The sequence below is a fragment of the Cryobacterium sp. M23 genome (assembly GCF_002929655.1).
GTDB classification, from domain to species: Bacteria; Actinomycetota; Actinomycetes; order Actinomycetales; family Microbacteriaceae; genus Cryobacterium; species Cryobacterium sandaracinum.
Genome location: NZ_PJJV01000046.1, coordinates 26,903 through 37,994 on the forward strand (window position 1 = coordinate 26,903; position 11,092 = coordinate 37,994).

General features: G+C 62.2%; 15 protein-coding genes. 8 read left to right on the top strand and 7 right to left on the bottom strand.

Features of this window, described 5'->3' with window-relative positions; genetic code table 11:
- Positions 1 to 39 precede the first annotated feature (39 nt).
- A complete protein-coding gene (locus tag CXY82_RS02100; protein ID WP_104169473.1) occupies positions 40 to 1,560 on the bottom strand; it encodes a SulP family inorganic anion transporter in 1,521 nt (506 codons plus the stop codon).
- Positions 1,561 to 1,777: 217 nt separating this feature from the next.
- On the opposite strand from CXY82_RS02100, the gene CXY82_RS02105 reads away from it, so the two are divergent.
- A complete protein-coding gene (locus CXY82_RS02105; protein ID WP_233191505.1) occupies positions 1,778 to 2,140 on the top strand; it encodes a MerR family transcriptional regulator in 363 nt (120 codons plus the stop codon).
- Between the two features lie 79 nt (positions 2,141 to 2,219).
- Positions 2,220 to 3,098 carry a VWA domain-containing protein gene (locus tag CXY82_RS02110; protein WP_104169474.1) on the top strand — a complete coding sequence of 293 codons (879 nt, stop codon included), beginning with the start codon at positions 2,220 to 2,222 and terminating at the stop codon, positions 3,096 to 3,098.
- Positions 3,099 to 3,392: 294 nt separating this feature from the next.
- On the opposite strand, the gene CXY82_RS02115 is transcribed toward CXY82_RS02110, so the two are convergent.
- Entirely contained in the window at positions 3,393 to 3,809 is a 417-nt protein-coding gene (locus CXY82_RS02115; protein WP_104169475.1) for a hypothetical protein, read from the bottom strand.
- Between CXY82_RS02115 and CXY82_RS16915 the strand changes: the two genes are divergently transcribed.
- Together CXY82_RS16915 and CXY82_RS02125 are read left to right on the top strand one after the other, a co-directional pair.
- The gene (locus tag CXY82_RS16915) at positions 3,802 to 4,458 is read left to right on the top strand and encodes a hypothetical protein (protein ID WP_146069022.1); all 657 of its coding nucleotides are present in this window, start codon (positions 3,802 to 3,804) and stop codon (positions 4,456 to 4,458) included. The two genes, CXY82_RS02115 and CXY82_RS16915, sit on opposite strands and share 8 nt — an antisense overlap.
- A gap of 94 nt (positions 4,459 to 4,552) precedes the next feature.
- On the top strand, positions 4,553 to 4,900 hold the full coding sequence (locus CXY82_RS02125; RefSeq protein ID WP_104102610.1) for a DUF3140 domain-containing protein: 348 nt from the start codon (positions 4,553 to 4,555) through the stop codon (positions 4,898 to 4,900).
- A gap of 605 nt (positions 4,901 to 5,505) precedes the next feature.
- Here the strand turns inward: CXY82_RS02125 and CXY82_RS17200 are convergent.
- Positions 5,506 to 5,673 carry a hypothetical protein gene (locus CXY82_RS17200; RefSeq protein ID WP_158252110.1) on the bottom strand — a complete coding sequence of 56 codons (168 nt, stop codon included), beginning with the start codon at positions 5,671 to 5,673 and terminating at the stop codon, positions 5,506 to 5,508.
- Positions 5,674 to 5,826: 153 nt separating this feature from the next.
- Here CXY82_RS17200 and CXY82_RS02130 point away from each other — a divergent pair, with 153 nt between their 5' ends.
- Positions 5,827 to 6,000, top strand: coding sequence for a CsbD family protein (locus CXY82_RS02130; RefSeq protein WP_104169477.1), 174 nt, complete (start codon positions 5,827 to 5,829; stop codon positions 5,998 to 6,000).
- A 118-nt stretch (positions 6,001 to 6,118) separates the two neighbouring features.
- Positions 6,119 to 6,364, top strand: a complete 246-nt coding sequence (locus CXY82_RS16920) for a hypothetical protein (protein WP_146069023.1) — start codon at positions 6,119 to 6,121, stop codon at positions 6,362 to 6,364.
- Between the two features lie 599 nt (positions 6,365 to 6,963).
- Here the strand turns inward: CXY82_RS16920 and CXY82_RS02145 are convergent.
- Entirely contained in the window at positions 6,964 to 7,332 is a 369-nt protein-coding gene (locus tag CXY82_RS02145) for a hypothetical protein (protein WP_134543092.1), read from the bottom strand.
- A 146-nt stretch (positions 7,333 to 7,478) separates the two neighbouring features.
- Between CXY82_RS02145 and CXY82_RS16930 the strand changes: the two genes are divergently transcribed.
- Positions 7,479 to 7,736, top strand: coding sequence for a hypothetical protein (locus tag CXY82_RS16930; RefSeq protein ID WP_134543093.1), 258 nt, complete (start codon positions 7,479 to 7,481; stop codon positions 7,734 to 7,736).
- Positions 7,737 to 7,887: 151 nt separating this feature from the next.
- Here CXY82_RS16930 and CXY82_RS02150 read toward each other — a convergent pair whose 3' ends face one another.
- Complete coding sequence (locus CXY82_RS02150) at positions 7,888 to 8,517, bottom strand: Pr6Pr family membrane protein (RefSeq protein WP_104169480.1); 630 nt, start codon at positions 8,515 to 8,517, stop codon at positions 7,888 to 7,890.
- A 260-nt stretch (positions 8,518 to 8,777) separates the two neighbouring features.
- On the opposite strand from CXY82_RS02150, the gene CXY82_RS17780 reads away from it, so the two are divergent.
- Positions 8,778 to 8,966 (top strand): UTRA domain-containing protein, encoded by a 189-nt coding sequence (locus CXY82_RS17780; protein ID WP_233199149.1) that lies wholly within the window; start codon positions 8,778 to 8,780, stop codon positions 8,964 to 8,966.
- A 185-nt stretch (positions 8,967 to 9,151) separates the two neighbouring features.
- Here the strand turns inward: CXY82_RS17780 and CXY82_RS17205 are convergent, their stop codons facing one another.
- Positions 9,152 to 9,307, bottom strand: coding sequence for a DUF4913 domain-containing protein (locus CXY82_RS17205; protein ID WP_158252111.1), 156 nt, complete (start codon positions 9,305 to 9,307; stop codon positions 9,152 to 9,154).
- 441 nt (positions 9,308 to 9,748) lie between these two features.
- Positions 9,749 to 11,092: M23 family metallopeptidase (locus CXY82_RS02165; protein WP_146069025.1), on the bottom strand; the 1,344-nt coding region annotated here is incomplete at its 5' end.

Here is an 11,092-nt window from a genome sequence, read left to right on the forward strand (position 1 = left end):
GGCGGGGAGTCGACGACGGATGCTGCTCAGCCGGTGGGGTCAGTGACCTCCGCCGAGGTTGCCGGCGAGGCGGGCGTGGATATTAGTGCTGGCATCGTTCATACCCACGATCACGGCGCGTTTGCCGAGACGTCCATATTTGTTCGTGATGGAGTCGAGGGCTGCGACGGTGGAGGCGTCCCAGATGTGGGAGGCGGCCATGTCGATGACGATGCGGTCCGGGTCTTCTGCGTACTCGAACTGGGTGGTGAGGTCGTTGCTTGACGCGAAAAAGAGCGCGCCGGTCACGGTGTAGTACGCAGTCGGGACAGACTCATCATTGGACAAGCTGCGTTCAACGTCTACGAGGTGCGCCACCCGGCGGGCGAAGGCGACCATTGCCACGAGAACCCCGACGACTACGCCGATGGCGAGGTTGTGGGTAATTACGACCACGGCAACTGTGGCGACCATGACCGTAGTTTCGCTTTTTGGCATCCTCTGAAGTGTGGACAGACGGATGCTGTGCCAGTCGAAGGTCAGCACCGAGACGATGATCATCACGGCCACCAGGGCAGCCATGGGGATGATGGCGACGACATCGCCGAGAGCGACGACCAGTATCAGCAGGAATACGCCGGCAAGGAACGTGGAGATGCGGGTTCGGGCGCCGGAGGCCTTCACATTGATCATGGTCTGGCCGATCATGGCGCACCCGCCCATGCCGCCGAAGAAGCCGGAGAGCATGTTGGAGACGCCTTGACCCCAGGTTTCGCGGGTCTTGTGGGAGTGGGTGTCGGTGACCTCGTCGACGAGTTTGGCCGTCATGAGGGACTCGAGGATGCCGACCATGGCCATGGCCAGCGCGTAGGGGGCGATGATCGTGAGCGTCTCTGCGTTGGGGGGAACGTTTGGGATGAAGAGTTCGGGGAGGCTCTTGGGCAGTTCGCCCTGGTCGCCGACGGTGGGCACGTTGATTGCGATGGTGACGGTTGCGATGGTCAGCACCACGATGGCGACCAACGGGGCGGGGATAATTTTGGTGAACCGGGGCATGACGACCATGATGATGATCCCGATCGCCACCAGCGGGTACACCATGAGCGGCACCCCGAGCAGTTGCGGCAACTGTGCGATGAAGATGAGGATGGCCAAGGCGTTCACGAATCCGACCATGACGCTGCGCGGGATGAAACGCATGAGCTTGGCCACACCCAGCACGCCCAGGATCACCTGCAGGAGCCCGGCCAGGATGACCGTGGCGATGAAATAATCCATGCCGTACTCGCGTGCTACCGGGGCGATCACTAGGGCGATGGCTCCCGTTGCGGCGGTGATCATCGCGGGGCGGCCGCCGAGGAACGCAATGGATACGGCCATCACGAAGGACGAAAACAGTCCAACCCGTGGGTCGACGCCAGCGATGATGGAGAACGAGATCGCTTCCGGGATCAGCGCCATCGCGACGACGAGGCCGGCGAGAACTTCTCGGGTGAGGAGCCGCGGAGTTCGAAGTGCTGTCATCACCGATGGTTCGGCTTTGTAACGGTCGGGCGTGGGGGATTTTTGGGCGAGTGCCATGGGGCCTCCAGGGACGGGGCTCGCGGTGGCGGGCCAGAATAGGGGAAGGGGAAGGGGTGCGCCCGGTGCGCACAATCATCCGCCGATACGGCGAGGATGGATGGTGGGCTGTCATACATTGTCAGCCGACGATAATAACTCTACCCTAACGTTAGGGTTATGTTCGAGTCCACGCATGAGAGGTCCCGCCATGTCACCGACTGAGCCAACGGCAACTATGCATATCGGCGAACTGGCCGAACGCACCGGACTGTCACTGCGAACCATCCGCCACTACGACGAAATCGGTTTGCTCAGGGCCTCAGGCCGGACCGATGGCGGCTTCCGCCTCTACACGGACGAAGACCTGGCCCGGTTGATCCTGATCCGGCGCATGAAGCCGCTGGGCTTCTCGCTTGAAGAAATGATGTCGCTCCTCAAGACCATCGACACACTGGACGGCGCCATCGAGGGCGCCGACATTGCCGCCGTGAGGTCAGACCTGGAGTCCTTCATCGCACAGGCCGAGGAGCGGCGCCAGGGGCTGCGGGATCAGCTCGCAATGGCCGACGAATTCCTTGCTCTCCTGCGCCAGCAGTGAGCGAGTGCCCTGCGGTGGACTCAGGTGGCTGAAGGTTTAGAACAGCTCACTTCTGCGAATTCACGGGACTCTGAGTAGTGTGACCCGCTGTCGCCCTGACGACCGCCGCTCGAACGAAAACGGCATCGCTGACGGTGACGACAGCTTTGCGAAGAATGTCCTTGCCGTCGAATCCGCTGCAACATTTGAAGCCCGCGGACTCGGCAAGGCCGTGCTGTCCGTGAGCCTAAGCGTCTCTGACGACGAGCGGCTCAATGAAGCGCCGGGCGAGCGAGCCCCGCCGATCGAGATCGATGCCCCTCTGGCGCTGGAGCCGGGCACACTCACGATCCCGTTCGACACGGCGGACCTGGACCCGGGAGCCAACCTGGCGGTACTCCGGTTCAACAATGACACCCAAACATTCGAGTTCCCGGCCGATCAGGCCGTCGACCTTGAGAGGGGAATCGCGACAGTTCAGACCCCCGATGGCGGGATCATTTCGGCGCAACGCTCCGCTCAGACGCGTCCGGCCGACTGGGCCGAGCTCGATAGCGGAGCCGGGGTCCCCGAAGGCGAAGCTGTTTTGGGCTCGCGCTTCTCTCAGACGTTGGCGACTGCTGGTCCAGCGACACCGACTTCACAATTCGTCATTGTCGATGTCGACGAGTTCGACGCCATCTGGGCCAGCGAGATAGCGACCCCACGCGGAGGCAATGCGTCAGCGAATATCGACGTAGTCCTCACACTCGACTCCTCGGGATCGATGTCGTGGAATGACCCTGGTGGGGCCCGCAAGACGGCCTCGAAGTCCTTCGTCGATTCTCTGCGGACCGGGGATCAGGCTGCTGTTGTGGACTTCGACCATTCAGCATCGGTGTATCAATCGATGACCACAGACTTCGAACTCGAGCCGCGGCAAGCGACACCACCGTTTACACAGTCGGCCTCGGGTACGGGACCAACACCGCCCTTCTGAGCTCGATCGCGGCCTCGACCGGCGGAACATAAGAACAGGCGCTGAGGGAAGCCAGAACCACTACAGCCACCCACATCGACAACCAGTTTCTGTGCGCCATGCATTCAGGATGGCCTAATTCACCAAAGACCTCCCAACGAACACGGCCCGAGACATCGAACGTCCCGTTCACGCTCAGGTAACGAGACACTTCAGTAATTTCTGCTGTCCAGCCCACGGCCACGTGACTGACGATTCGGGCACCGCATGACTCCACGCGGCATCAGATCCAGCGCCGCTTCCAGCGGGTCGGTTTCAGCCGAGTGCGGCAGAGCCAAGTGCCGGGTAATCGGGCGGGAGATAGGCCCCGACCGTGAGTGTGTACATTGCCGGCATGTCCCACGCGCCGGGGACCTCAATCTCCTGGGTCGATGCTCCTGGATCAATCGAGGCAATCTCGTAACCGTCCTCGGAGGAGCCCCAGTGGCCCTCTGCATCCTGAACCAGTGCGTCCTGCTTCAGGTACAGACGAAGGTCCGTCTCGTCTCCGGTCCGGAAGTTCTCGAGCACGATCCAAACCGAACCGCCCTCCCGGCGCTGGATATCGACGGTGCCGGTGGTTTCTGCTGCCTGCGAGACGAACTCCCCGCTGAGAGGCAGTTGCTGCTCGAACTCGCTCAGCTCAGGCGTTTCGGCGGGGGCGGATGTAATCGGCGAGCTTGAGGTGGGCATCGGTGGCGACGAAACAGGATTGGACGCAAACGCGCATCCGCCCAACAAAGCGACCGGAATCCCGACCGCGCCAATCCATCGAAATGCCCGTATCCGCCCCATGCCGTCCACCCTAGATGCACGCACCGCATCAAACAGCGATTCGACGCAAGCGAGGCAGCATCACTTGTTGGCAGAGGTTATGAAGGCCCCGCCTGCAGCCCCGGCGAACAGCAAACATCAACGCGCCGTGCTGCACGTCCTGGACGGCAAATCCTCGGCAGTTCGGCTCTCCGCCAGCAAGGGCAGGCACCCACTGGGAGAGCCAGTCACACACGCCCTCCTAAATCGTCCGACGCAGACTTACGTGCTCAACCTAGATTCCGGTGTCCATTACCCGGACGAGCAATGGCAGTGGTTTGGCGTCGCTGACGGAGATTCGCAGTGGGTGCCAGTGTCCCTGATCGATATCGACCGGGACGAATCCGGCAAAGCGGCAGGCGAGATCGGCGTCGAGAATAGTTGGAACGCTCGTTCACCTCATATCTCGTACGGAGCCACGACTTTGGGTATCGGGGGCAAAGAGTTCGTCCTCGAACGGATCGAACCGTTTGAGGGATTGACGCAAGCCCTACTCGCCAACATTCGTGCAGACGGGTTCGGAAATTGAATGTGTGGGTCGACACTACTTCGTGAAAGTTGAGATCACACGCGAAGCCTGAACGGCCCTTGTTGCCGCGCATCATCACCGCAATGATTGATGTATGGCAGATAAGCAGAACGATGTCGATGAGATCTGGGATGACTGGAAAGACGCGGTCACGATGACCGCCAGTGAGATCAAATCGTGGCTCGACACGGACGAATCCAAGGAGGTCGGACAAAAAATCGATGGCAGCGGAGAGTCCATCGGGCACAAGTCCGGTCGCAGGATCGTGACAATTCTCGGAACGAAGAAAGCCGATCTGACTGCGTCCGATGTCGAACACATGCATAAGGTGGTCAGCTACGTGAAGCGGCACAGGGCACAGGGACCGGATTCTGATATCGAGCACTCACGATGGCGATACTCGCTGATGAACTGGGGAAATGATCCACTGAAGAAGGTATGACGTAATAGAAAGGTGCGGAGTACACCAGGCGCGCCGCTGCAGGAGCGCCTGTTTCATTATGGGGCGGGTTCGGGAGGTGCGACGATTTCGGTGAATCCGGCTCGGTGGAACATGGAGATGGGGTGCCGACAAACCTCACAAGCAACGTTTTGGCGCACCTGTATTTAGGCGTGTTCAGCGCCAACGCAGCATGGCTCGTCCTGCCCGTCATGGCGTTTGGGACTGCCCCGCCGACGCAACGATCGCTGAAAATGGTCTCGCACGAGCGACCACCGCACCGATCCCCCGGAAACTGGTCAGCGTCCCCGCCTGGATCTTCTCCTCCCCGCGGCGCACTACAGTGCACCTGCCCGAGCACTGGCTCTGTGAGAAACCCTGGACGGCCCCGTTCGACCAGAACTTCCGCCCACGACAACCCGCCTAATCTGACCAACCAACCAGTCAGCATCGGCATCAACTGGAGTGCCAGGGATCACCTCGGGCCGCGAGACCCAGACCTCACCCGCACTTGAATCTCCCCAAGCCCGATAGACCTCAGAGCCGCGTTCACGCGGAGGGCTGTCCGGGCGCGGGCACGGGGTCCAGGTGCTGCGTGTTCACGGGCTTCAAGTTCGACCACGTCTGCCCTCTATCGCATCTGCGCGGCGCATATCCGCCTTGTCACGCTTGCGGCGCTCCTGATCACAACGGCGCACGACGTAGAAAACCAAGCTGACGACCATCAAAACAACAACGATCACGGCGACGATCCACAACACATCGGCGGTATTCATTCGTGTTCCGCCCTTGGTAACGCAAGCGTTGGCGGTCTAGATGGCTTTCCTGTAAATGCGCTTCGCATGCTAGCCCCCCCCGGGCGCACTCCCCGCAGGTGTGTACAAACGAGTTGGTGCATATGATTGTCGTGGAAACGAAAGGAATGAAACTTGAGCGGCACTGACAAATTCAAGAATGACGGAGAAAAAGTCATCGGTATGGCTAAAGAAGCGGTGGGTGATGCCACGGACAACGACAAACTCCAAGCCGAAGGCAGGGCCGATCAAACAAAAGCCGACCTGAAGCAGGCGGGCGAAGACATCAAAGACGCCTTTCGAGGTTGAGCATCATCGCGCCCGAACGGCAGCGCCAGAACCGAGAGACTCCTCGGAGGATCGCGCGGCGCGCCGTCACGCTTATCGTTCGCCGTTACCGACAAAACGCGGAGATTAGAGGATCAGCATGAATGGCAATGGCAGCACCCAGAATGAACCGATTGAGGCCCAGCACTCTCAATCGGATGACGACAAGGTCGCGGGGATTCTCGCACAGGAGGAGGCAGACCTCGCTGGCCACAGCAAGCCCCAAGTTCTCGACGCGTTGCGTGAACGATTCGCAAATATTGGTTACACCATGAGCGAGGCAGCTCTCCAGGACCATGCACGTCGAATTGCCGGACTCGACCCAAATGATTTCTCAAGCAAGTGACCGTGACTAAGTAGCGGCGCGCGGCGGCAAATTTTTTTGGATGCCCATAGGAGCCAGCGAAACCAGGCGGCGATGCAAATGTCTCGTACCCTCAGGACGCGGCCAGTATTTGACTTTAGCGACACTCCGAAGTGCGCCTCGACGCTGCCCGCATTCCCCGGGTGAACTACTTCTTCGAGAGGCTTCGCCCCCTCGGACAGCGACTTCCCCGCAGGCTAAACATGTCGATACAACGTGTGACGGTTGATCCCGAGCTCCTTGTGGAGGGCGCCCACCTTCGTTTCTCTGCCCCGTCGCAGCTATGGCCTGGAGAATCTTGGCCCGGCGTCATCTTGAAATGGTGCCCACCGGTCCTGCCTCTCGCTCGCGCCACTGCGAGCCCGGTAACGGTGCGCTCCGAAATGAGTGGTCGCTCCGATTCGGCCAGGCCGCGAAGATCCCGGATGCGATCTTTCCGGGGTGACGTCCGTCTGATCTGACCGGTGTGTAACCGGCGCCTACGACTCGGTCAAGGGCAGTGACGGGGACGAAATTATTGAACTCACATGCGACGTTGTCGTCGTCACTGGCGTGCTGATGAGCCATCCGGGGACCGGGACTCATCCGAGCAGAGTGGTATCCGTTTCTCGGGCCAGGCACTCGGTCTGAGCGTGAAACTCGGCGTGGTGTTCCGCTGTCCTAATAATGATGGACCAAGGCGACCCGTCCAGCCCCGACAGCATCGCCGCATTTTGCCAGACGTACAGCCACAGGCCGAGCATGGCCTCGTCGACCGCGGCCGGGGTCTTTAAATGGTGGTTGCAGATCGCAAACGTCGTGACACTTAAGTGATCGTAGATCAGGCCGAACGCGGCCTGATTACCGGAAGCCATGCTGAGCATCAGCGTCTGCTGATCGGATGCCTCAGACATCGGCGTCACTGCACTGGTCCGCTTCGATAGCTGGCGTCCGTTGACATTGTTCTGCACATAGGATCTCCACTGCTGAAAGGCCGAGGCTCGTGACATGTGGTGAAACTTGACTATGACCAGGCAATCTACGTGCGATACCGGTTGAGGTCATCGCGACAATAGCACTCGCTGCGGTCTAGGGCTGTCTCCTGACCGGTTGAGTCGTGATTCGAGAAGATATCAGTGCCGGACACCGACGCCTCACCGGAATTGACAACGCCTGTGGAAGCGAACACGAACTTTCCACATTTCTGCTGACTACCGCAGAAGTCGCAGGCCATATTGGCCAACTCCTCTCGGCCGACGACGACTGGTCGGCCGGACACAATGTCAACTACTGGGTTGGTCCGCGCTCCATGCCGATGTGGCTACCCGCAAGCGATGCTGCCTTGCCCGCCGCAGAATTGCTCGCGGGCGAATGAACACGCGGACTCGATATGGAGCGCCGATCAGGCCTCACCCAAGAGGAAGTGGTCCTCCTCCTCGGCGAAATCAGCGGTTAGGGAGCCTACGACGCACGGCTATTGGTCATGCCACCGGACGCCTCGGTTCCGAACACCGTAAGGGGTTCGGCTACCGTATCTCTGCCAGCGCGGGGCTGCTAAGGGGGTTCAACCGACTTACGGTCCAGATGACGGCGGCGAAAATGACGGTGGCAACAGCGATAGCAAGGGCATAGAGCGCGACGATGCCGTATCCCTGTGCCGGGTTCAAGAAGGGGTAGGGCACCCATCCGTCGGTTGCCCCGCGGAGGAGCACGACCATGATCCACACGATGGGGTAGATGAGGGCAATCCATAGTTCGTTCCATCGGAGTGGGCTGCGGTCGTTGTAGATCAGCCAATCGAGGGCTGCGTAGAGGGGCAGGACGACGTGCAGCACGGTGTTGGCCCAGGCCAGAGAGACGCCTCCTTCGAGCCCGGCGAGCAGCAAGTTGTAAACGAATCCGGTGATCACTATGTAGGTTGTGGCACACCCGCGCGCTAATACCAAACGTAGGGATTGGTGTCTCCCGGAGAAGGAAACGAAGGCGGAGACTGCCAGCACGATGACCACAATGATGTTGCTCTGCATCGTGAAAAACCCGAAAAAGTTGAAGGGGTTGATCGTGGCGCGGGTGGCTGTGTCGAAGAATGTCGACACGATCGCCGCTATGCCGAGGAGCACGATGGCCAGGCGAAGTGAAGGAGCAAGGAGTTTCATATTTCGTCTCTGATCGGTGGTACGGGTGCTGTGCACTTCTGTGTCATGAATCCTAAGGGCTGCGACTTACACGGCAGATGCCAGTGCTGGGGAACTGATGCCCCTGACTTTGATTCCACGGCCCGGGGTGCATGCGCGAAGGATCGATGGGGCCATTAGCTCCCAGGCCTTCCGGTCGCTGGCGCACGAGCCACGACCGCGGTTCCCTGCGGGACCTGGACGGGTCGGCCAGGCATTCGCCCGGCTCGCGCGGCGTGACTATGTCAGTCGCGAAGCAGCGCATCGCAGCGAACGCATCCGAGAGCGCGCTCCTTTTCCTGCCCAAGGGCGCAGTGGTGTTGACCATGACGCGGACAGCGTTTGAGAACTCCGGCCGTGCAGTCGAGTTCGGGCAGCACTGCTACGCGCCCGACTTCTATAGCTTCGAAAACACCCTCGTCGACAAATGATCGGGCACCTGACCCGGAATCTCAGGGGTGCAACAACCTAAGTATCGAGACTGTCGCTGCGGTGCGTCCCGCTAGAGTTCCACGCCGTTAGGCGGCATCAACGCGGGCACGATCCTGGGGGTTGTGCCCTTGCGGCGGTAGAGGTGTCCTTGCTCAGGGTCGCCGTCCATGACGCTGGCGTCGGCTTAAATGATGGCGTGCCAGAGGGCCTTGAACCGGGCGACTTCTCCCGGGTGGAGCCACCACTGGGCGCACCACGGTGTGGGTTTAGTTCCGACGACCTCGACAGTGGCGAGGTGGCTGGTGAGCCAGTCGAGGAACATTTGGCGGACGTCGACCATGTCCTCGTCAATGCCCGGTCGAGTCGCAATCGTCGTGCTCCGCCATGTGCTGCCACCTCCGCTGCAGCGGTGTCGTCGGGCACCGCGACCGGTGCCGGCGCGGGGGCCGGTGTCCTGGTCGTGGCGCGGTTGATGGTGGTGGTGAGGGTTGTGTCGAGGGACCAGAAGACGGTGTTGACCATTACGGGTCGGCATTTGGAGCTGAAGACGATGGCGCGCCATTCGGGGAGGGAGCCGAGGGCGGCGATATCGCGGGTGTTGACCTTGCGGTTGTCGGTGGAGCTGGAGTGGTGGCCGTCTTTGCCGGTGGAGGTGCCGTAGGTGATTTCGCCGTGTTCACCGATGAGGGCCGCCAGGGACCGGAGGGAAACGCCGTCGCCGGATCCTCCGCCGAAGACCCGGGTCGCGCTGCATCCCCAGTTTGGCGCGCTCACGAGGCACTCAGCCGAACTGCACACCGCGCTGCACCAGGAACGGCCGCGGGTCGACGGCGGTGCCGTCCGTTCGCACCTCGAAGTGCAGGTGGCAGCCGGTGGAGGCCCCGGTGCTGCCGACGCTCGCGATGACCTGCCCAGCGATGACCGTCTCGCCGACGCTCACGAGGGTCTGGCCCTCGGCGAGATGCGCGTAGCCGGTGGCGATACCGTTGCTGTGGTTGATCAGGATCCAGTTGCCGTAGGTACCCAGAGGTGCTGCCGTGGCCACGACCCCCGCGCTCGCCGCATAGACGGCCGCCCCGCACGCCGCGCCGATGTCGGTGCCGCCGTGGAAGTCGTTCACCTCAGGCAGCGGTTTATCGTGCCGGGGACCGAAGGCATCCGTCAGGGAGCCGACCGCCGGCGCGGCCCAGCCCGCACTGCTCGGCTGGCCTCGGAGCCGGCCGCCGAAGTCGTCGGTGCCGGCCGCGGGAACCAGGTTGGGCAGCGGTGTCAGAACCAGGGCGACCGGCGTGCTCGCCGCGAGATCGGCCACCCTAGCGGAGGCCGCATCGAGCTCCTGCTGGGCGCCCTCCATGGCGAGGCGGGTGTCGGCGAGCGGGATGGCCTCGATCGCTGCCCGAAGTGCGGCGTCCTGGTCCTGCAGCGCATTCTCACGCTTCGTGTCGGCGTCGACCTGGGCCTGCACCTCGTCGAGGCTGTTCGTGAGCCGGTCCAGGCTTTCGAGCGTGGCGAGCCGGGCGAGCAAATCATTGCCGTCGCTACTGCCCGCGAGCAGCACGTCCACGGCCTCGGGCCCCGATCGCTGCAGGGTGGCGCGAACGAGCGTCGCCAGCGCCCGCCGGGATGCCTCGGCACTGGCGGCGGCGTCGGCGCCGTGGTCGCGCACCAGATCGGCCTGCACGACAGTGGCGTCATAGTCGGCCTTGGCCCCGGCGTAGGCCAGTTTCGCTGCGTCGTAGGCGGCCTGAGTGTCGGCGGCGGCCGTTCGGGCGTCTGCTGCTGCTGCCCGGGCGGCGGATGCCTGGGCCTCGGCCGTGCGGGCGGCCGCGGCCGCTTGCTGGGCTGAGAAGGCGGCGGCCTGCGCTACTACTGCTGCTGCAGCTCGATCGGCTGAGGCTGATCCGGCATCCGCGGTCAGCTCTGCCGGTGCCGGTGCCGGTACCTGTGCAGTCGGCTCGGCGGCCGGTTCAGGCTCCGTGGGTGCGGACGGCTCTTCGCCGGACGCTGGGGGAGTGGCGGGTGTTGGTGTCGGGGTCGGCTCACCCGTCGGCTCCGTGGTGGGGGCTGGAGCCGGTGCCGGTTCGAGCGTGGGGGTAGGGGTTATTGTTGGCTCGGGCTCGGGCTC

What these genes read in the sequence shown, in the direction of transcription:
- CXY82_RS02100 (WP_104169473.1), bottom strand. Translation starts at nt 1,560, where the DNA reads ATGGCACTCGCCCAAAAATCCCCCACGCCCGACCGTTACAAAGCCGAA.
- CXY82_RS02105 (WP_233191505.1), top strand. Translation starts at nt 1,778, where the DNA reads ATGCATATCGGCGAACTGGCCGAACGCACCGGACTGTCACTGCGAACC.
- CXY82_RS02115 (WP_104169475.1), bottom strand. Translation starts at nt 3,809, where the DNA reads ATGCCCACCTCAAGCTCGCCGATTACATCCGCCCCCGCCGAAACGCCT.
- CXY82_RS02125 (WP_104102610.1), top strand. Translation starts at nt 4,553, where the DNA reads ATGGCAGATAAGCAGAACGATGTCGATGAGATCTGGGATGACTGGAAA.
- CXY82_RS17200 (WP_158252110.1), bottom strand. Translation starts at nt 5,673, where the DNA reads ATGAATACCGCCGATGTGTTGTGGATCGTCGCCGTGATCGTTGTTGTT.
- CXY82_RS16920 (WP_146069023.1), top strand. Translation starts at nt 6,119, where the DNA reads ATGAATGGCAATGGCAGCACCCAGAATGAACCGATTGAGGCCCAGCAC.
- CXY82_RS02150 (WP_104169480.1), bottom strand. Translation starts at nt 8,517, where the DNA reads ATGAAACTCCTTGCTCCTTCACTTCGCCTGGCCATCGTGCTCCTCGGC.
- CXY82_RS17780 (WP_233199149.1), top strand. Translation starts at nt 8,778, where the DNA reads ATGTCAGTCGCGAAGCAGCGCATCGCAGCGAACGCATCCGAGAGCGCG.
- CXY82_RS17205 (WP_158252111.1), bottom strand. Translation starts at nt 9,307, where the DNA reads ATGGTCGACGTCCGCCAAATGTTCCTCGACTGGCTCACCAGCCACCTC.